Raw genomic sequence first — 19,150 nt, 5'->3', positions numbered from 1 at the left:
CAGCGGAGGTTCGATGTCGAAGCAAACCGAAGAGAACGGCTTCACCGGCGCCCCACAGGACCTGCTCGTTGTCCGGCCGGAGTTCCGACTCGCGGACATCGATCCTGGCTCCACGCCCGGGTTCAAAGGCGGCAAGTCGGACGGCCAGGCCATTCTGGCGAAGCGCGACTCTCAGCTCGCCGACCTCCAGGAACGACTCTTCGCCGAAGGAAAGGGCGGAGGGAAGCGCTCGCTCCTCTTGGTGCTCCAAGGCATGGACACCTGCGGCAAGGGCGGAATCGTCAGCCACGTGGTTGGGGCTGTCGACGTCCAGGGCGTCCGTCATGCCGCCTTTGGTGTTCCCACCGAGGAGGAGCGGCGCCACGATTTCCTGTGGCGCATCGAGAAGCAGCTGCCGGGGCCGGGCATGCTCGGGTGCTTCGACCGGTCGCACTACGAGGATGTCCTGGTGCCGCGCGTTCACGGCCTGATCAATGATGACGAGCTCGAACGCCGCTTTTCGTCAATTCAGGATTTCGAGTCCCGCCTCTTCGAGAACGAGACCCGGATCATCAAGGTGATGCTGCACCTCAGCAAGGAGGAGCAGAAGGAGCGTCTTGCTGCCCGCCTCGACAATCCTGCGAAGCACTGGAAATACGACCCGGGCGACATTTCCGCCCGGCAGCAGTGGGACGACTACATGGCGGCGTACGAGGCGGCGATCCTGCGGACGAGCACGGCTTACGCTCCGTGGTACGTGGTGCCGGCAGACAACAAGTGGTACTCACGCATGGTCGTGCAGGAGCTCCTCGTCGCGGCGCTCGAGGGCATGGACCCGCAGTGGCCCTCCGCGTCCTTCGACGTCGACGAGGAGAAGGCCCGACTCGCCGAGAGCTGAGTCCCCTACTCGGTGACCGCCCCGCCCTCAGCGGGCTGACGACGCGCGGCATCCAGCCGCCGTCGTGCGCCCTCGAGCCACTCCTCGCACCGCTGTGCGAGGGCCTCGCCGCGCTCCCACAGCGCGAGCGACTCCTCAAGGCTCACTCCGCCGGCCTCGAGTTTGGCCACGACCGCCACGAGCTGCTCGCGAGCTTCCTCGTAGTTCAGGTGCGCGAACTCGTCCTGCAGGGACTCACTCATGTGCGGTTCCTTCCTCGCCGGTGTGGGTCTTGTGGATCTTGCCCGCGCGTGTCGCCGTGAGCTCGCCTTCCGAGCGGGCAACCAGCGCCCCGCGCGCGAGCCGGACCCGCAGGGGAGTGCCCTCCGGGGCGTCCTCGGGGGCGCGGATCACGGCGGCGGCCGGCCCGTCGAGCACTTGGACCACCGAGTAGCCCCGGTCAAGCGTCTGCTGCGGGGAGAGGGAGCGGACTTGGGCGCGGAGGTGCCGGACAGCGTCCTCGCCGCGGACGACGGCGCCGCTCACTGCGTGGTGCGCGCGGGCCACGAGCCGATCGACGTCCTGATGCCGGGCCTGCAGCATCTCCTCCGGCCGCGCCAGCACGGGCCGGGTGCGCAGGAGCGCGAGCTGCTGTTCCTCGCGGTGGACGTGCAAGGCGATCTGCCGTTCGAGCCGATCCCGGCACTGCCGGACTCGTGAGAGCTCCTCGGCCACGTCCGGCACGATGCGCTTGGCAGCGTCGGTGGGGGTCGAAGCGCGGAGGTCGGCGACGTCGTCGAGGATGGGACGGTCTGCCTCGTGCCCGATCGCACTGACCACGGGCGTCTCGGCCGCGGCGACGGCGCGGACCAGCCGCTCGTCGCTGAACGGCAGCAGGTCTTCAAGCGAGCCGCCACCTCGAGCGATCACGATGACGTCGACTTCGGGCATCGCGTCCAGCTCTCGGAGCGCCCGGATGACCTCGCCAACGGCGCCACCTCCCTGGACGGCGACCTCCCGGATCTCGAAGTGAACGGCGGGCCACCGCAGCGCGGCGTTGCGGAGCACGTCCTTCTTCGCGTCCGAATCCCGTCCGGTGATCAAGCCGATCCGATGGGGGAGGAGGGGCAGGCGCTTCTTGAGCGACTCGGAGAAAAGGCCTTCCGCGCCGAGGGCGTGCCGGAGTCGTTCGATCCTCGCCAAGAGGTCCCCGAGGCCGACCGGCCTGATGTCGCGGACCTGCATGTTCAGGCGCCCGGTCTTGAGCCACATCTCCGGCTTGACGAGGGCTACAACGCGCGAGCCGCGTTCGAGGGGCTCCTTGAGGCGCCCCATGACCTGGCTCCAGGCCGACGCCGACAACGAGATCTCGTCCTCGACGTCCCGCAGCGTGAGATAGGCGTTCGTCCCGCGGCGGTTGAGCTCGATGACTTGGCCCTCGATCCACACCTGCGGCGCACGCTCGATGTGCTCCTTGAGCTTGCGCGAGAGGAGGGCGAGGGGCCACGGATTGTCCGGCGTCGTGTCAGCGGCGCGCTCGGGCAGGCTTGCGGGGGCTGTCTCGTCCGCACTCTGCGCGGGGGTGTCCCCTGCGGCCACGGTACCCATGGCATCGATCATCTCCGCTGCGTCAGGCATGTCGTCCCCCTCTCCTGCGCGCTCGGTCATGTCTCAGATCTATCACGGCCCGCCGACAGTCCTGCCGGGAACCTGGATCCCCTCCCCTCTACGATAGGTGGGTTGCCGCCTCACCTTGGGAAGCCATGCGTACCGTCCTCTCCGCACTCTCCGTGCTGCTCGCCGTCGTCCTCGCAGCAGTGGCGGTGCCCGCGCTCTGGCTCGACCGCAACGTGGTCGACGAGTCCGGTTTCGTCCACCTGCTCGAACCGATGGGAAACGACAAGGACATCCAGTCGACCCTCGTGTCCAATCTGGACGCCGCGGTGCTGTCCTCGGCGGGGATACCGGAAGCCCTGAAGCCGATCGCGCAGCAGGCAGTCGACGCCGTCGCCAAGGGGCTCGTTTCCGACCCCGGATTCCCGCAGGCGTGGAGCGACACCCTGCGTGCGACCCACCAGGTGAATTTCAGTGCGGACCGGGCCTCGGCCAACGCCTTCGAACTCGAGCTCCGTCCCCTCGCGGACCTTCTCGCTCGGAAGCTCGGGGCCTCGCTGAACGCCAACATCGCCGGTCCTCCGTCACTGACCGTTCAGGTGGGCACTGCGCAGCAGCGTTCCTGGCTCACGAACGCTCAAGATCTCGCCCGACTGGGGCTTCCCCTCGCGTTCGGTGCCCTGCTCGCCCTCGTTCTTGGGCTGCTGTGCGCACGACGGCGGGGAGTCGCCTTGGCGTGGGCCGGACTCGGCCTGCTGGTGGTCGCCGCCTTGTTCCAAGGCGCCGACGGCCTGATTCCTGCGGCCGGTTCCGCCCAGGGGAACGCAGGATCGATGTCCTCCACTTTCGGCGCGCGCGCTGCCGAACTCGCTGCAGCGAACTTCGAGTCGTGGATTGTGGCGCTTGCGGTCTGCGGCGCAGTGCTGCTCGTCGTCGGCGCCGTCCTCGGGGCCGTTCGCCGGCGGCGGAGACGAGCAGAGGCCAGTTTCTGACTCGATAGCATAGATGCATGACCTCTTCCCCCGTCGCTCTTTCCATGCCCTCGGTTCCGCGCCGACGCCGGGCACCCGAGGATGTGGCCTCTGCTGCGCCGATCGTCGGGGAGAAGCGGGTTCTGCTCGCCGCGCCGCGCGGGTACTGCGCAGGGGTGGACCGGGCGGTCATCGCGGTCGAAAAGGCGCTCGAGCACTACGGTCCTCCCGTCTACGTCCGCAAGCAGATCGTGCACAACCGCCACGTCGTCGAGACACTCGAAGAGCGCGGCGCGATCTTCGTCGACGAAACGGACGAGGTGCCTGAGGGCGCGCTCGTCGTTTTCTCCGCGCACGGGGTGAGCCCCGCCGTCGTCCGCTCCGCCGAGGAACGCGGGCTGCGCACCATCGACGCGACCTGTCCGCTGGTGACCAAGGTGCACCGTGAGGCTGTGCGCTTCGCGAAGGGCGACTACGAGATCCTGCTCATCGGTCACGAGGGGCACGAGGAAGTCGAAGGCACCTACGGCGAAGCGCCCGAGCACACCCAGATCGTGAACTCGCCCGAGGAGGCCGACACGATCGAGGTCCGCGATCCCGACCGTCTCATCTGGCTCTCGCAGACCACGCTCTCGGTCGACGAGACGATGGAGACCGTTCGGCGCCTCCGCGAGCGGTTCCCCAACCTCCAGGACCCGCCGAGCGATGACATCTGCTATGCGACGTCCAATCGTCAGGCTGCGATCAAGAAGATCGCGCCTCAGGCGGACCTTGTGATCGTGGTGGGATCGGCGAACTCGTCGAATTCCGTTCGCCTCGTGGAGGTGGCCCTCGAGTACGGGGCGAAGAAGGCATACCGGGTGGACTTTGCGAACGAGGTCGACGAGTCCTGGTTCGAAGGCGTAGCTACCGTGGGCGTGACTTCCGGGGCATCAGTTCCCGAAGTTCTCGTGCAGGACGTTCTGAGGCTTGCAGCCGAGTACGGCTATGCGAATGTTGAGGAGGTCGTGACGGCCGAGGAGGACATTCTGTTCTCCCTCCCGAAGGAGCTCCGCGCGACCCTCAAGGACGTCGGCGACGGCAGCCGCGGCCTGGGCGGACGGGGCCAGCGCCCGCGCGGCTGACCGCCGAGATCGGGCCCTGTGGCGCCGAGGTCGGGGCGTGTGGCGGCGAGGTCGGGGCGTGTGGCGCCGACGTCGGGCCCTGTGGCGGCGAGGTCGGGCCCTGTGGCGGCGACGTCGGGCCCTGTGGCGGCGACGTCGGGTAGTAGAGCTCGCGCATCAACAACAGCGGACGACGGCGGGGCCCCCAGCGAGCGGGCATGCTCGCCGGGGGCCCGCTGTCGGCGTCAGGAGGCCCGATGTCGGTGTTGGAGGGCCCGATGTCGGCGTCAGGAGGCCCGATCTCGGCGTTGAGGGGCGACGCCGGCGGGCAGACCCGGCAGGCCGCTGTCCTCGAGCTGTTGCGCGTCAAGCAGTTCGCCCGCGCTCAGGACCCGCGGAGTGCTGGCTAGCGGCGGCATGTCGGGCAGGGTTTCCGGTGCCCCGGGGTCGAGGGCGCTGATGCGCCGAGCGGTCGGCAGCACGCGTGATTCGAGCGCCCCGACGAAGGCGTTGTATCGCTCGACGGACGACTTCAGCGAGCTGCCCAGCTTCGCGACATGTCCGCCCATCGTGCCCAGCCGGCCGTAGAGCTGCTGTGACAGCTCGAACAATTCCCGGGCGTTCTCAGTGAGGAGCTCCTGCCGCCATCCGAAGGCCACGCCCTTGAGGAGGGCGATGAGCGTTGCGGGGGACGCGAGGGCGACGTTCCGCGAGAACGCGTAGTCGAGGAGTCCGGGGTCTTCAATGAGAGCCTCCGCGAGAAATGACTCGGCGGGAAGGAAGCAGACGACGAGTTCGGGGCTGGCGCCCAGCGATTCCCAGTACTTCTTCGTTCCCAGCGCGTCCACATGAGCTCGCAATGCCCGAGCGTGGTCGGCCAGGTGGCGCTTCCTCGTCTCGACGGCGGCAGCGCTCGGGTCCTGCGCGATGCCCTGAGCCTTGAGATACGCCGCGAGTGGCACCTTCGCGTCGACGATGATCTGCTTCGCGCCCGGAAGATGGACCACGAGGTCTGGCCGCACGGCGCCGAGATCGCTCGCGGCGGTGACCTGCTCGCTGAAGTCGACCCGGTCAAGCATTCCGGCAGCTTCGACAACTCGCCGGAGCTGGACTTCGCCCCACGTGCCGCGGGAGGCGTTGTTGGCAAGGGCGGCGGTGAGGGCGTGCGTTGTCCTTAGGAGGGCAGCATCAGACTCCTGGGCCGACTGGAGCTGCTGGGCGAGCTGCCCGTACTGCTCGACCCTGTCGCGCTCGAGCAGGGCCACCTGCCGCTGGACTGCGCCCAGCTTCTCCGCGACTGGCCCGAGTGCTTGGAGCACAGCGTTCTCCTGCTCGTCGAGGCTCGTCAAAGCTTGGTTCTGACGCGCCAACAGGTTCCGCTCGGCCGTCGCGGCCGCGAGCTGCGCCTCTGTCTCCGCAAGGCGGGCTCGAAGCGCAGGGCTAGTACCGCCGTCGTCCGCGTTCTTCCTCCGCGCATAGCCGAAGCCCGCCAACGCGCCGACAAGCAGGGCGAGCGCCGCCACCAGCACCATCACGAGAAGCTGTGTTCCGTCCATGGCTCCCACGATGGCATGGGGCTCCGACAATTCTGGGCGACATTCTCGAAAGAGCGTCGACGGTATGATGGATGACCGTGGCTCTCACTATTGGCATCGTCGGACTCCCCAACGTCGGAAAGTCGACGCTCTTCAACGCGCTGACGCGCAATCAGGTGCTCGCGGCGAACTATCCGTTCGCGACGATCGAGCCGAACGTCGGCGTAGTGAGCCTCCCCGACCCCCGTCTTGGCGAGCTCGCCAAGATCTTCAACTCGGAGCGGATCCTCCCTGCCACCGTGTCGTTCGTGGACATCGCTGGCATCGTGAAGGGCGCATCCGAGGGCGAAGGACTCGGCAATCAGTTCTTGGCGAACATCCGCGAGGCCCAGGCGATCGCCCAGGTGGTCCGCGTCTTCGACGACCCGGACGTTGTGCACGTCGAGGGGCGCGTCGACCCCCGTTCTGACATCGAGACCATTCACACCGAGCTGATCCTGGCCGACCTCCAGACGGTCGAGAAGGCGCTCCCGCGCGTGGAGAAGGAAGTCAAGAACAAGAAGCGCGACGCCTCCGAGCTCGCTGCCCTCGAAGGAGCCAAGAAGGTGCTCGAGCGGGGCGACACGATCATCGCTGCGGCCGCGACCGACAAGCTGGACATGGACGCGCTCAAGGAGCTCAATCTCCTCACGGCGAAGCCGTTCATCTACGTCTTCAACTGCGACGAAGGCGTGCTTGGCAGCCCGGAGAAGCAGGCCGAGCTGCGCGAACTGGTCGCTCCCGCAGACTGCATCTTCCTCGACGCCAAGCTCGAGGCGGACCTCGTGGAGCTCTCCGAGGAGGAGGCCCGAGAGATGCTCGAGATGAACGGCCAGGACGAGTCCGGCCTTGACCAGCTCGCGCGAGTCGGCTTCCATACCCTCGGCCTCCAGACCTATCTCACGGCCGGTCCCAAGGAGGCCCGGGCCTGGACCATCCGCCAGGGCGACACTGCGCCGCAGGCCGCCGGTGTGATTCACTCCGACTTCCAGCGTGGCTTCATCAAGGCCGAGGTCGTCCACTTCGAGGACCTCGTCGACGCCGGGTCAATGAACGAGGCGAAGGCGCGCGGCAAGGTGCGGATTGAGGGCAAGGACTACGTGATGGCCGACGGCGACGTGGTCGAGTTCCGTCATGGAATCACCTCTGCAGGCCAAGGCAAGAAGTGAACGCCCCTCCCGTTGCAGATGATAACGATCGTGACCATCTGCTCGACGACATCGAGGAGATCCTCCACGGGTTTGAGGTCGAAGACCCGTCCGTGGAACCTTCCAGGCAAGCGTCTTCGCGGCTTCGAATTGACGCTGTGCGGATTCGAAACTTCAAGAAGATTGAAGACACCCGTATCGAGCTCGGCCCCATCACCTATCTTGTGGGAGGAAACAACTCTGGCAAGAGCAGCGTTCTCCAGGCGATCCATACCGCCGTCAGCTGTGCGCAAGCCTCGGTGGAACTCGGCCAGCAGGTGGTAGCTGAGGCTAGCCTCCGTTACTCCCCAGTCGCCCAGTTTTCCTTGCTCGGGCATGGTGCCCCGTATGGGAACCGAAGCCACGGCCAACGCGGCGTCGTTGACTTCGAAGGCGTTGCTGCAGATAGCGCTGTAGCCTCTGAGTACCGAATTGAGATGTACAAGGCGCGAAACCACAACAACGTGGGCGTCGACCGCTCGGGAACATCGGCCGGTTTCGGCCAGGTGGTAAGCGATCCTAAGAAGCTGTTCAGCGTATATGTTCCAGGTCTGGCGGGGGTTCCGCATCGCGAGGAGATGAGCGGCTATGCAGCGGTCTTCCGAAAGGCTGCGAGCGGGGATGCAAATCTGGTGTTTCGGAACATCATACGTTTGCTGGCCGAGCGCTCGCTTTTGGAGGAACTGGAGCGCCTTCTTGAATCAGTCCTGAAGGCGCCGGTGTCATTCCGTGTGGAGTACGACCCAGACCGCGACCTATATGTCGACGTTCGCCTCGCAACCGGCGAAGCGGGCCCCAAGGACCACTTGCCCGTGGATCTGTGGGGCACGGGTATTTTGCAGGTCACGCAGATCTTTGCGTACGTTCTTCTCTTCAAGCCGGCTCTACTCTTGGTCGATGAGCCCGACAGTCACTTGCATCCATCTCGTCAGAAGGCGCTTGGCGTGGCGCTCGAACGCGTGGCCAAAGAGTTTGAATGCAAAGTCATAGTCAGCACGCACAGTCGTCACTTGATCACCGGCGCGTCGGATAGCGTCAAGGTCGTGTGGATGAAAGACGGAAAGGTGGAGTCCGACAGCCACAAGGAACTGACGGCAATGCTCATGGACCTCGGGGCGCTAGATCAGCTCGACCTGTCGAGCCGAATTATCCTGTGCACTGAGGATGAGGATCCATGGGCTCTGCAACTTGCACTGCAGGAAGCCGGATATGCTGCAGATGACGTTAAAATTACTTCATTTAATGGGCTCAACAATGTCTTTGCAGCCGAGGCCTTTCGTGAGATGGCGGAGCTTATGGTCAACACGCCGCGAGTCATCATTCATCGAGATCGCGACTTCTTGACTAAAGAGGAGCTGGCGAAATGGTCCAAGGTTTTCTCTGACCGCGGTATCGAGGTCTTTTGTCCCACTCTGTGTGATACAGAGGCGTATCACGCGACAGTGGATCACATTGCGGCTGTCACTGGGCTTCGGGAGTCGGAGGCAGCGACCATTCGGGATCAGGTGATTGATGAGTGGCTTCCGCAGCTGCGTAACAAGCATCGCGACAAGCGGCGGACAGTGAACTGGACCTATCTCGACGGCGGTGCTCCGCGGACGGACGAGATCTGGCCCGATGACGCTAAGCCTACCGAGGAAGTACTGTACGGGAAGCTGCTGCTGACGCAGCTGGAAAGACGTCTGCGTGAGAGAGGGCACCTTTCCGGCCCCGGCTCGTTAGCAAGCCACGCAAGTGCTCGACTAGTACATGAGTTACGCGAGCAGCTGGACGGAAACCGGTGACGTAACCGCCTCATGAACATCTCCTAGATGAGACGAGACCCGTCGCCCGGCAATGCACCGGGTGAACGGGTCTCGGAATGCTGTCTCCAAAGTCTCCGGCTCAAGTGGGGGTTTACGAGACCCGGCGCCGCTACATACGTTGAACAGCAGCTGACCCATAGGGTACCTACGGCACGTACGATCGGCTCGTCACCCATCCGACACCAGGGGGAACCACCTTTCAGCTCCGCAGTACCCGAACCCGCAGTACCAGCCTCCGCAGTACCCGTCTCAGGCGCCGGCCGGCTACCAGGGCGAGCCGCCGCTGTGGGCGCCCTGGTACGGTGCACCGCCCAAGGCCGCCGTCAGCGCGTCTTCAAGAAGTACGCAGTGTTCAATGGCCGCGCCAGCCGTGCCGTGGCTGGCCTGCTTCGCGGCGATCATGTGGTTGTAGGCGTACCGGGCGGCGCCGGCCCACTGGGACAGCTTCTGGGCCTGCTGCGGTGACGGGTCAAGGGTGAGCCGGTAGGCGCGGCGAATGACAGTCGCGGTCTGGGGGTTCGCCGGCTGCATGCTCATGGAGGAGGAACCTAGCCCAACTGATACATCGCCAGGCACTCGCGCGAACCGCTCGAGCTCGTCTGCTTCCTCCCCATCGAATATCTGACAGTCGAGGCCCCGACACACTTGCTGGGCCTGCAACTCCTGCCCGTCACCGATGCAAGCATTCCAATCACGACCGCACCCTGGTTCGACTTAACGCCGCCCATCGGCAGCGTGGCCGCCGTCCCCGTTAAGGGCACGAATCTAGGAAAGATGGCTGAAAGAGCGCAGCACTCTTGGCACACGCCCTCCGCGTCGCGCGCGTTGGCCTCCGAGACCACAACGGGATCAACGACCGACAGCTTCGCTTCCGACTTGGCATCGCCTACGCATTCAGCAACAACCTGTCGGGATGGCGATCTCGAAGTGATGCTGCCTACGACCTCGGGTTGGGGGCGTCCAGCCTCGACAACCTCAGTGGCCGGCCAGTTTGGGCGATGTCAGCGACGCCCGTTACGGACATCCAGAAGAAAGCTGACCTTGCGCTGCGCTGGATGGAGCAGTCCCGGTGTCCGTACCGTGTGATGTGATGCTGGTGTGAACCGACACGACCCGTACCTTCGCGCAGCGCACGGCAAGGGGGATTCCTTCCTGTGAGTGGCGTCGATACCGTCCGCGGCATCAACTATCAACACGGCCAGGCGATTCTGATCGCTCTGGAGGTGGCTGCTGACGACTCGGTGCTCGGGATCCGCGTCGAGGGGGCCGTTGACGCCCTGGACCTGGAAGTCATCGCGGATGACCCGGGCGGGGCCGGACCATTCGTGGCTCGCGGATTGCAGATGAAGTCTCGTCTGCAGCCTTACACGTGGGCGCGGGCCGAGCTGCTCGCCATCGTTCACCGGTGGGCCGAACTGCAGGTAAGCGCGGACTCGGAATTCTCCTTGCTCACGGACGGCGCTCTCGGGCCTTCGGGGCACGCAGTTGCTGCTGCGTTGGACGAGGCTCGCGAGGGCAAGTACGACGCCGTCGCAGAGCTTCTAGGGGTCGATATTAAAGACCCCTTGTGCGCGGTGATGGGGCGAGCGCGAATTGTTTCGGAACCGGGCGCGGTCGAGGCGCTGCTCCGCTCGGCCGAGATGGAAGTTAAGGCCATGCTTGAAACTGGACCCGCTCATCCAGACGCCGAGAAGGAAGCTTCGGACCGGGTCAATGAGCTGTTCCGGGTCATCTCAACTCGCTCTGGTCTGCCGGACTCGGATGACCGCTTCATCTCCAGGGACGAAATTGTGGGTATTGTCGGTGACATCGCTCGAATCGCGGAAGTCGACCGCTGGACTGGTCCGCTGGCGGGGGAGTACCTTGCGGCGGTGGCGTCCGAGCAGATCGACGACCTCGTGGTGCCGACGTTGAGTGCCAGCTGGCAGAGGCCGCCTATTCGGTTGGAGGACCTCGCTCTTGTCACTGGCCCACTCCTGATGACCGGACGGACCGGGTCGGGCAAGTCCACTCTGTCGCGTTTGTGGCGTCGCGGTGCGGCACGTGCCGGTGGGAAGGTTATCGTTTGTCACGCTGAGGCGTATCTGGCGCGACGGCTAGACCGGTTGGTGGCTGATGCCGTGGGTACAGCCGTGGGTCGAGCGTTGTCGCGCAGGGTGGGCCGCCAGGTACTGGGGGATCCGAGTGTGACTGTGATCCTTGATGGGGTTTCGGAGATTCCGCAGCAGGAGAGGTCCGAGCTCGCCGCAGACCTTCGCGCACACCTTGCAGGGGCCCATGGGTCCCGGGTCGTCGGGGTCGCGCGCGACGAGGGGGTGGGCGCGACCGTTTTCCCGTCCTCAGTATCGGTGCAACGGCTGTATCCGCGCGCGTTTGATCTCCCGGAGAGGCTCGCGTTGACTGCGAAAGTGCTGGGCGCACCGGAGAGCGCCGTCTCTTCGCCCGTTACCGTCGACGGTATGGGGCCAGCCGCTTTGGCTGGATCCGGTGGAGGCGAGATGGAGACTTTTTCTCGTCGCTGCCATGAGGCCTTGGCGCAGGTTGAACATGCGTTGGGCGATGCCGCCGGCAACCCGATGCTGCTTGAGCTAGCGCTGCAATTGGTGGCCGGTGGAGTCCCGTTCACCGACCGCGCTTCGGTATACGAGTTGACCGTCTCGCGAATGTCTCACCGCGCCAATGCCGGCGACCTGCGTCTGGCGGTCGCTGTGCTCGGCGTCGTGTTCTCTGAGCTCCTGAATGAGGGGCGGCGGTACGCAAACCCGCTCGAGTGGGAACGTATGATCGCCGGAGCCACAGCGTTTCTTGAGGAGCGCGGCGTTGCGATCGATGTCGCCGCCATTCGCGAGGCGGTCGCTCGAAGCGGCCTGATCAACGCCGTGATCACCGGGATTGGGCACACAACGCTCCGAGTTCCTGTTCACGACTCATTCGCTGACTACTTCGCCGCTCGCGCACAGGCAGACGGACTGGTCCTCCTACCAGAGACCTTGCTCGAAAATGACGAGAACCGGGTGTGGCTATCCTCCCAGATGCGAATGCTCAGCGATTCAGAGGTAATGGCAGTGGCCAAGCACCTGCCATTTTCCTTGGTGCGGGTCAGCGAGTCGGACCACAACACCATTAGCGATCAGACCCCCGGAATGGTGGCCGCTCTGCTGAACGCTGTCCTTCCCGATGAAACGGCCGTCGACGTGACAATGTGGCGGACGGCGAACGGGGAGACGATGGCTCAGGCCGGAACTGGGGCCACGAGGTGGGTCGACCCGGCACAGGCTCCGGCCGTCTTCGCGGGTCCGACCGTGGTGGTCGAGGACAGTGATGGGCCTACAGCGGTCGCGGTGCGACTGTGGCGACTTATCCTCGGGCAGCGGCTACGACGTCGCGATCGTTGGCTGCGGCCACGAGACCCTCGGTCGCGTCAGGAAGCCTGCGACCAGCTGAGCGCACATTGCCATGAGGTGATCGCTGCAGTGAAAACAGTCCTAACTGAAGTCGCGCCAACCGGCACGATCAACCGATTGCAGGAGACCATCGGCCCACTCGGCATGACCGGCGTGGTCTACGAACGTCAGGGGCGCTTCCGTCTAGACGGGTGGCCGGTTAGGTATCGGCACACAGAAGCCGTCCACTTGGCCGCCGCGTATCACTCCTCCCCGCCGCCTGAGGAGCGAACCGGTGAATACTCCGCGTGGACCGACGTGGTGTCCCAGGTCTCAACGTCACCGGAAATCACCGCTGCCAAGGCTGTCGGTGAGGCGGTCACGAAACTGACACGAAGCCACTGGCTGTGAATCAGACAACTTGTGGAAGGCACATCACGTGAACCCTGGCGAAGACACCTCTCCTGAACTGTGGTCCGCCATCTGGAGGTTGGCCGACGCATGGTCGCAGACCCCTGTAGTACAGGAGTTCGCTGCGACGCTGCCCCGAAACCTTCCGTTGCACGAACGAGGAGACAAAGCGGTCGGCATCCCTGCGCTCGTGGAGCACCTCGAAGGTCATGCCCGCATGATGATGAAGCCCCTGATGTACGCGAGCCGTATCCCTGCGCTCCTTGATCAGCCTCTCCTCGCTGGGTTCGGGATGCCTGTGGTCGACCAGGGTGAGTTGGACAAGTGGTTACAGATGGCTGCGAAGTTGGAAGGCGCGCACTGGAGCACATTGGGTTGGTTGCGCTCTTCACTGGCGGGCTACCCGATTCTTCGTGCGCCGCAGCTGGCCCCCAGCACCCCATTGACGACCGGAGAGATGACGCTGCGGTACATCTGGCGCAAGCAGGAGTTCGCTTCCGGCCTGAACCAGAGGGCCGCGCCGCCTTCAGTGCCGGACCTGCTCGGCGCGGACTCGATGGGTGCTTCACAACTAGACCAGGCTGCCCGCGAAGTGAGCCAGGCGCTGACGAAGTCCCAGGCTTGGGTCGACTTTGACGCTGCACTGGCTGCCTTGGATGAGGACGCGAAGGCCGCGTTGCGAGCTGCTCGGCGCGAACTCAAGGAGCGCCTGTCAGCCGACGCCGTGGATGACCACGAGCCGAATCTCGCTCTACCGCGTGCCGAGTACCGCTCCCACACGATGAACGAGGTCGTCGAGTCGCTTTTGGGCCCGGCACGGGTCTACGCCGATGCGTTCGGCGAGGTGGATCGGCTGCTAGACCTCACTATGGGTGACATCTTTGGCGAACTGGTTCTGTTCGGCGAACCATGGCAGATTTCGGTGTTTAATGTCGAGACTCCGGTGCCCGGAGAACCCATCGTCGGATTCGAGACCAAACCCATCGGGCCGTTCCTGGCCACCGGTCAGATTCTTTGGCTTACCACTCAAGCAATTGCGGATGCCGCCAGGATCGAGTCGCACACAATGAACATGGACCAAGTCGAAGGCATGCAAGATCGCTTCGAAGCGCGCATCCTTGTCAATACGGGCGAGGCGTGGCCAGCGCCGACCACCCAAATATCGAGCAAAGACGACCCGCAGTAGCCGAACATCCTGCCGACTCGGCGTATCAACGAGATCGTGTGGGCAAGCGGGGGTCACGGTCCGACGCCGCCCTGCTGCGGGTCGGCACTTCGGGGTGGACTCGCAGTTCTCGCCTAATACGCAGACCCGTTGAGGCCTCTTCGCGTTCCGCGGGAACACGAAGAGCCCCTTAACCTGTGGCCCGGTTCTTCACCTCAGATCTGACACAGCTACGCGTGACAATATTCGGCTTCGTAACGTGGGGAAATTTGGGTTTGCGCTCTAACCTCCGGTAACGACGGCGGTGAAGGGCCCTTCAGGGTTGGGCTCGGTCTCGTTGTGCTGACTGAAGTTGCCAATGACGTTGCAGCCCCCTCCACTCGGAAGCGGTCGAAGGCAAGGACATGTGATAAAACGTCCAGCACGTGCTTGCTTGCTCGCGAGGGCGATGGTGCATCCTGAAGGAGGCAGTGTGGCGGGGGAGAAGCTTCCGGACATCATGGGCCCTGATCTTGACGTTGTCTTCGTTGGCACCTCCGCCGGGAAGAGGAGCGCCGAAGCCGGGCATTACTATAGCAGCGGCGGCAACCGGTTTTACCGCTGGCTGCACGAGGCCGGGTTCACCCCAAATCTGCTGAAGCCGACCGACGACCACCTACTGCCTGTCTTTGGGATCGGTCTGACCGACCTCAGCAAGACCCATGCCGGCATGGACGGCAGCGAGGAGCAAAGTGGCAGCTTTGATTGTCAGAGCCTGATTCACCGTCTGACACCCCTCCGGCCCAAAGTCGTAGCTTTCACCGGGAAGCTTGGTGTGGAAGCATCCTTCGGTCCATTCATCGGGCATTACGGCGATGTCTACTTCGGCCCGCAGGATTGGGCAGTGGGCGAAAGCCTCGTGTTTGTCCTGCCGTCAACTTCCTCAGCCAGCCCCGCTACGAGGCCCCTCAAGGGAGTGGATGGGGTCGAGCGGCTGCCTGTCGATTACTGGCATGAGCTGGCGGCGGTACTGGACCGCTAACGCCACGAACCGATCCCGGAGTGAGTCATGCAATTGACGGATAGCTGGTCAAGATGGAAGTCCGCGATCTCCATGGGAAGGCTTCTTCACCGACGCAACTAGGGGCTGCCGTTCAGATCGACGTGATTGAGGTCTACCTTGAGGTGGTCGACGGCGCGCGCACCAGAAAGACCAAGGCCAAGGCCCGCGCATTCTTTCGCGAACCCGCGGGTGTAGATATAGCGATCGAGCGCCGAGTCGACCTTGACGAAACCCAAATTTGAAATGCAAAGCGGAGCGCAGTTAGCGACGCCTGAGCGGTAGATGGGCTCCTGTTTCGTTTGGCGAGCCCACAGGCAGCAAAGTATCAGGCGGTCGTTGTGTGCTGTCCTCACTTGACAGTCGGCGCGAGCTACCCGCGCGGCACGACACGATCCAGGAAGCCCGAAAGCCTTCCTGTGTGGACGAGGCCCGCTGGCACTGTGAACTCTTCGAACTTGAGGGCATCGACCATCGTAAATTTCATGGCATTCGTATGCGTTTTGATGAAGTCACCTCTTGCAGCGTGCAGTTCCGTTCCGCGCGCGTCGAGGTTGACGAAGAATATGACCCCGCCCAGCATCATGCGATAGAAGTTGAGGCCATGGGCCTGTCGTCGCGAGGCGCACGGTACGCAAACACGTCAGCGTCATCCGCGTATCGGAGCGGACGGAGTACAAGCACGTCGAGTTCTGCTGGGCAGGGAGCGCCGGCATGGAAGAGAAAGTGTCTGAGCGATTCTTGGTACCTACCAAGTTCCACTCTCCCGTTTTCCGTGCTGGTCAACTGAACTTGTATAGAATCCCTGCGCAGAACTTTAGAATCATCGTGACGTCCACATCGGCAAGTGTCCGCTGCTGCCACGGTTTCGCATCTTCTGTCGCACGGACGCGTCTCGTTACTCCATGAGCGTAGTTCTCGTAGTTCCCGAGCACTCCGTCACACTCAGCGCACAGAATTGTATTGTCCGAAATTCCAGACTGGGTCTGCCGGTAAGTACCGCTCTCCGAGACGTTCGCCGCGAAAGATTTCCCCACCTTCACTTCGACCGCGAAAACGCGTGGGATTAGATGTGCCTTGATTAAGGAGTCGGATCCACAATTCGAACATGCCATGGCGGTGACCCCCCTCCAAGCAACCCCATTGGCGCCGCATTTCCGGATACCCTTGGGAAGAGTTCTCTCCGACCCGGTGGTAGGAGGTTAGCATAAGCGCCAGAGCGCCCCGGAACTGCAAGTGACTATGGAGACCGCAGAGGTTATTTGGTTACGAAACGTGGTCGAGTTCCGCTTCAATGTCTAGAAATGGCGTCTGACCAAGCCTCTCGACCTAGGACTCGATAAGTCCAAGAAGGGGGCTCGAAGAGTCGCCGCGCGCTCGGCCCTCAGAGCCGCTGGTCGCAGATGGAGTTGACCATCCCGTGCAGGGACGCCTCCAGGAACTGCACGATGTCGTCGGCGCTCGTCTCCCGCTCGATTGCCAAGCTGATCAGGGTCTCCTCGGCGAACGCGACCCAGGACCGCAGGGCGACGCGCAGCAGCGTGGTGTCCGCCAGGCCGAGCTCGATGAAGGATTCGTGCAGGCGCTCGGCGTTCAGGTCCCGTGACTCGTCCACGATCCTCCGCACCGCGGGGTCGCCGCTGGCAGTGCCCCTGACCAGCGAGTAGAAAGTTCCGCGGTGCTCCTGCACGAACTCGACGATTCTCAGCAGCGTGTCCCGGATCCGCTCGCGCGGCGCGAGGTCTTGGCGGGGAACGCTGGCGACGAGCAGGCTGTCCCGCGCCGTCGTGACCACTGCGCGGTGCATGCCCTGCCGGGTCTCGAAGTAGTGGAACACCAGTGGGCGCGAGACGCCTGCCCGGCGGGCGAGTTCGTCCATGGTCAGCTCGTCCAGCGCGTGATCGGTCAGGAAGTTCACCCCGACCGCGATGAGCTGCGCCCTCCGGTCCTGAGGGCTGAGGCGGGCGCGCTGCGGCTCGGACACAGCAGAAAGTCTACTGATCGGCGGGACTCCGTACCGGATGCCTATTGACTAGCAGTCAACAGGCTCGGTATCTTCGACCGAGTTCCGCCGCTCGGGGCGGGCCCTGTTCCAGGAGGATCGATGAAGTTCCCCATCTCGCAGCGTGTCCGCAGGATGCGCGCGTCCCACGCAGGCCGCATCATGCTCGTCGCCGTGCCCTCGGCCCTCGCCGCCTCACTCCTGATGGGCGGCGTCGCCGAGGGAGCGGTGCCCGTCTCCTTCGCCGTGTCCGGCAGCCAGTTCCAGATCGGCGCCTCCAAGCTCGACGGAACCGGGTTCTCCCAGTACGCGGGCGTCGCCAAGGACACCGAAGGCAAGGAGCATCCGGTGGCGATTGCCAACATCAAGAGCGCCACCCTCTCCGACCTGTGCCAGTCCGTGGTCACAGACACTCCGCTGGGCAAGGTGGGCGTGCTCATCAAGGCCGGCGGCGGCGGCAGCCCCGCATCGGCCTCCGACCTGCAGATCGGGATGACCGGGCTGAAGGGCGATGCGGCCTTCGGCAACATCCGCATCGGCGTGGACGCCTCGACGGTCAACACCGCGGCGAAGGGCTCTGCCGGCGACTTCGCGCAGGACTCCGGCAGCATCTCGATCACGAACCTGCAGCAGACGGCTTGGAGCACGCAGGCCTCGGTGTTCACCCTGACCGGGATGAGCATGCAGCTGACTGATGGGTCCATGGGATGCTTCTGAGCGGCCGCGCGTCGACGAGCAGAGAGGGCGGCATGCCCCTACAGTCTCGGAGCGCCACGGCACCCGCACGGGCCGCCGGGTTCCGCGACTGGCGCCGCAGTCGACCGTCCATCGGCGGCCTGCTGGCCGCCCTCGGGGGGATAGAGATGTTCTTCTCCGGGCAGCTCGATCTCGGCCACCTGCACGTCCAGCTCGGGATCGAAGGGCTCCAAGCCACCGTCATCCCGATCGCTTTGGTGCTGCTGGGAGTCCTCTCAGTCACCATGCCGACCCACCACGTGTTCTACGGAATCCTCACGCTCGTGGTGGCCATCTACTCCCTCGTCGGTGTGAACATGGGCGGCTTCATCATCGGCATGCTCCTCTCCGGTGTCGGCGGAGTCCTGGTCGTCGCGTGGATGGGCCCGCCGGGCACCAAGCGAGAAATGAGGGCGGAGTGAACGTACGCCGCCTCCGCGGCCCGGCCGCCGTCCTGACCGGCGCGGTCCTCGCGTTGCCCTTCACCCTCGGAGCCGCTCGGGCCCCTGAGAGCGCCCCGACGGAGCTGTGCATGCCGATCCTGGTCTCCTGCGCCGCCTCGACGCAGAGCCCCTCGGAGCCGGGGCCGGGGACTCCCATCCCGGGGCCGGCCGCCCCCGGGCCGCTCCCGACCGTCCCCGGCACGCTGCTGCCGGACCTGGGGTCCAGCCCCAGCGCCCCGGCGGTCCCGGGCGTCGGGTCGACGGCAACCCCGGACCCCACCACGACCCCCGAGCCGGCGTCCAGCGCTCCGGTGGCGGCGCCCCGGGACAGCGGGACGACGGTCTTCACCAAGACGCCGGCCTCGATGGGTTCCCAGAGCCTGTCCTTCGCGGGCCTCAGCTCGGTCAGCATCGTGACCGTGCCGACCGCCGACGGCAGCGGCCAGCGCGCCCTGAAGATCACCGCGGACTCGATCACCATCACCGGCTTCACCCTCACCGTGCGGCACGCCGACGGCCCCGGCCTCGTCACGTCGGCGGACAAGATGGTGCTCAGTGGGCACGTGAGCGTCTACCTGGGGTCGGTCACCGGCACGACCTCCGACGGGCGCACCCTGTCGCTCGGCACCGACACGCCTCCACCGCTCGACGACGTCGCGCCCGGGCTCCTCAGGGTCACCATGGGCCTCGTCGGGGCCACGGCAGACTCGATCAGCTACACGAACACCGACCAGCGAATGGTGCAGCCCTAGCCTTCCTGCCGGGATCAGCCGCGGCGCCCGGCGGGAACGGCTGCCGCTTCTCAGCAGCCGTTCCAAGGCGCACGACGGCGGCGCCACGCCTCGTGTGGGCAGCGACCGTC

At 64.8% G+C, this 19,150-nt stretch carries 17 protein-coding genes; 12 read left to right on the top strand and 5 right to left on the bottom strand.

Annotated features, from left to right (window positions below):
* Positions 1–13 precede the first annotated feature (13 nt).
* A complete protein-coding gene (locus E5679_RS05665; protein ID WP_138414101.1) occupies positions 14–877 on the top strand; it encodes a polyphosphate kinase 2 family protein in 864 nt (287 codons plus the stop codon).
* 5 nt (positions 878–882) lie between these two features.
* Here E5679_RS05665 and E5679_RS05660 read toward each other — a convergent pair whose 3' ends face one another.
* Positions 883–1,119: an exodeoxyribonuclease VII small subunit gene (locus tag E5679_RS05660; protein WP_138414100.1), complete on the bottom strand. Its 237-nt coding sequence runs from the start codon at positions 1,117–1,119 to the stop codon at positions 883–885.
* Positions 1,112–2,464, bottom strand: coding sequence for an exodeoxyribonuclease VII large subunit (gene xseA / locus E5679_RS05655; protein ID WP_138414321.1), 1,353 nt, complete (start codon positions 2,462–2,464; stop codon positions 1,112–1,114). Before xseA ends, E5679_RS05660 begins: the two co-directional genes overlap by 8 nt.
* 155 nt (positions 2,465–2,619) lie before the next feature.
* Here xseA and E5679_RS05650 point away from each other — a divergent pair, with 155 nt between their 5' ends.
* Both E5679_RS05650 and E5679_RS05645 read left to right on the top strand, forming a co-directional pair.
* Positions 2,620–3,462 carry a hypothetical protein gene (locus E5679_RS05650; RefSeq protein WP_138414099.1) on the top strand — a complete coding sequence of 281 codons (843 nt, stop codon included), beginning with the start codon at positions 2,620–2,622 and terminating at the stop codon, positions 3,460–3,462.
* Between the two features lie 17 nt (positions 3,463–3,479).
* Positions 3,480–4,565 (top strand): 4-hydroxy-3-methylbut-2-enyl diphosphate reductase, encoded by a 1,086-nt coding sequence (locus tag E5679_RS05645; protein ID WP_138414098.1) that lies wholly within the window; start codon positions 3,480–3,482, stop codon positions 4,563–4,565.
* A 266-nt stretch (positions 4,566–4,831) separates the two neighbouring features.
* Here the strand turns inward: E5679_RS05645 and E5679_RS05640 are convergent, their stop codons facing one another.
* Positions 4,832–6,130, bottom strand: coding sequence for a DNA recombination protein RmuC (locus tag E5679_RS05640; RefSeq protein ID WP_338055886.1), 1,299 nt, complete (start codon positions 6,128–6,130; stop codon positions 4,832–4,834).
* Positions 6,131–6,177: 47 nt separating this feature from the next.
* Here E5679_RS05640 and ychF point away from each other — a divergent pair, with 47 nt between their 5' ends.
* Both ychF and E5679_RS05630 read left to right on the top strand, forming a co-directional pair.
* On the top strand, positions 6,178–7,287 hold the full coding sequence (ychF, locus tag E5679_RS05635; protein ID WP_138414096.1) for a redox-regulated ATPase YchF: 1,110 nt from the start codon (positions 6,178–6,180) through the stop codon (positions 7,285–7,287).
* On the top strand, positions 7,284–9,089 hold the full coding sequence (locus tag E5679_RS05630) for an ATP-dependent nuclease (RefSeq protein ID WP_138414095.1): 1,806 nt from the start codon (positions 7,284–7,286) through the stop codon (positions 9,087–9,089). The genes ychF and E5679_RS05630 overlap by 4 nt, the downstream gene beginning before the upstream one ends.
* Positions 9,090–9,374: 285 nt before the next feature.
* Here the strand turns inward: E5679_RS05630 and E5679_RS21515 are convergent, their stop codons facing one another.
* Positions 9,375–9,647 (bottom strand): helix-turn-helix domain-containing protein, encoded by a 273-nt coding sequence (locus E5679_RS21515; RefSeq protein ID WP_138414094.1) that lies wholly within the window; start codon positions 9,645–9,647, stop codon positions 9,375–9,377.
* Positions 9,648–10,264: 617 nt separating this feature from the next.
* On the opposite strand from E5679_RS21515, the gene E5679_RS05620 reads away from it, so the two are divergent.
* From E5679_RS05620 to E5679_RS05605, 4 genes are all read left to right on the top strand, one after another.
* Entirely contained in the window at positions 10,265–12,904 is a 2,640-nt protein-coding gene (locus tag E5679_RS05620; protein ID WP_138414093.1) for an NACHT domain-containing protein, read from the top strand.
* Between the two features lie 28 nt (positions 12,905–12,932).
* Positions 12,933–14,090 carry a hypothetical protein gene (locus E5679_RS05615; RefSeq protein WP_138414092.1) on the top strand — a complete coding sequence of 386 codons (1,158 nt, stop codon included), beginning with the start codon at positions 12,933–12,935 and terminating at the stop codon, positions 14,088–14,090.
* Between the two features lie 451 nt (positions 14,091–14,541).
* Positions 14,542–15,090 (top strand): mismatch-specific DNA-glycosylase, encoded by a 549-nt coding sequence (locus E5679_RS05610; protein ID WP_171042253.1) that lies wholly within the window; start codon positions 14,542–14,544, stop codon positions 15,088–15,090.
* A 53-nt stretch (positions 15,091–15,143) separates the two neighbouring features.
* Complete coding sequence (locus E5679_RS05605) at positions 15,144–15,353, top strand: hypothetical protein (RefSeq protein ID WP_138414090.1); 210 nt, start codon at positions 15,144–15,146, stop codon at positions 15,351–15,353.
* Between the two features lie 1,139 nt (positions 15,354–16,492).
* Here E5679_RS05605 and E5679_RS05595 read toward each other — a convergent pair.
* Positions 16,493–17,092, bottom strand: coding sequence for a TetR/AcrR family transcriptional regulator (locus E5679_RS05595; RefSeq protein ID WP_138414088.1), 600 nt, complete (start codon positions 17,090–17,092; stop codon positions 16,493–16,495).
* Between the two features lie 120 nt (positions 17,093–17,212).
* On the opposite strand from E5679_RS05595, the gene E5679_RS05590 reads away from it, so the two are divergent.
* Genes E5679_RS05590 through E5679_RS20780 form a run of 3 tightly spaced genes read left to right on the top strand, consistent with a single transcriptional unit; the run spans position 17,213 to position 19,040 of the window.
* Positions 17,213–17,827 (top strand): DUF6230 family protein, encoded by a 615-nt coding sequence (locus tag E5679_RS05590; RefSeq protein WP_138414087.1) that lies wholly within the window; start codon positions 17,213–17,215, stop codon positions 17,825–17,827.
* 32 nt (positions 17,828–17,859) lie between these two features.
* On the top strand, positions 17,860–18,267 hold the full coding sequence (locus E5679_RS05585; RefSeq protein ID WP_249335976.1) for a DUF6114 domain-containing protein: 408 nt from the start codon (positions 17,860–17,862) through the stop codon (positions 18,265–18,267).
* Positions 18,264–19,040, top strand: a complete 777-nt coding sequence (locus E5679_RS20780; protein WP_171042252.1) for a hypothetical protein — start codon at positions 18,264–18,266, stop codon at positions 19,038–19,040. The genes E5679_RS05585 and E5679_RS20780 overlap by 4 nt, the downstream gene beginning before the upstream one ends.
* The last annotated feature ends 110 nt before the right edge of the window (positions 19,041–19,150 follow it).

It is taken from the genome of Sinomonas gamaensis (assembly GCF_005876955.1).
In the GTDB taxonomy this organism is placed as follows: domain Bacteria; phylum Actinomycetota; class Actinomycetes; order Actinomycetales; family Micrococcaceae; genus Sinomonas; species Sinomonas gamaensis.
This window is presented reverse-complemented; position numbering and strand designations above follow the sequence as displayed.

Bases quoted from the DNA above. Each gene is read 5' to 3' on its own strand.
- E5679_RS05665 (WP_138414101.1), top strand. From the start codon at position 14: ATGTCGAAGCAAACCGAAGAGAACGGCTTCACCGGCGCCCCACAGGAC.
- E5679_RS21515 (WP_138414094.1), bottom strand. From the start codon at position 9,647: ATGAGCATGCAGCCGGCGAACCCCCAGACCGCGACTGTCATTCGCCGC.
- E5679_RS05585 (WP_249335976.1), top strand. From the start codon at position 17,860: ATGCCCCTACAGTCTCGGAGCGCCACGGCACCCGCACGGGCCGCCGGG.
- E5679_RS05660 (WP_138414100.1), bottom strand. From the start codon at position 1,119: ATGAGTGAGTCCCTGCAGGACGAGTTCGCGCACCTGAACTACGAGGAA.
- E5679_RS05590 (WP_138414087.1), top strand. From the start codon at position 17,213: ATGAAGTTCCCCATCTCGCAGCGTGTCCGCAGGATGCGCGCGTCCCAC.
- E5679_RS05645 (WP_138414098.1), top strand. From the start codon at position 3,480: ATGACCTCTTCCCCCGTCGCTCTTTCCATGCCCTCGGTTCCGCGCCGA.
- E5679_RS05605 (WP_138414090.1), top strand. From the start codon at position 15,144: ATGGAAGTCCGCGATCTCCATGGGAAGGCTTCTTCACCGACGCAACTA.
- xseA (WP_138414321.1), bottom strand. From the start codon at position 2,464: ATGGGTACCGTGGCCGCAGGGGACACCCCCGCGCAGAGTGCGGACGAG.
- E5679_RS05650 (WP_138414099.1), top strand. From the start codon at position 2,620: ATGCGTACCGTCCTCTCCGCACTCTCCGTGCTGCTCGCCGTCGTCCTC.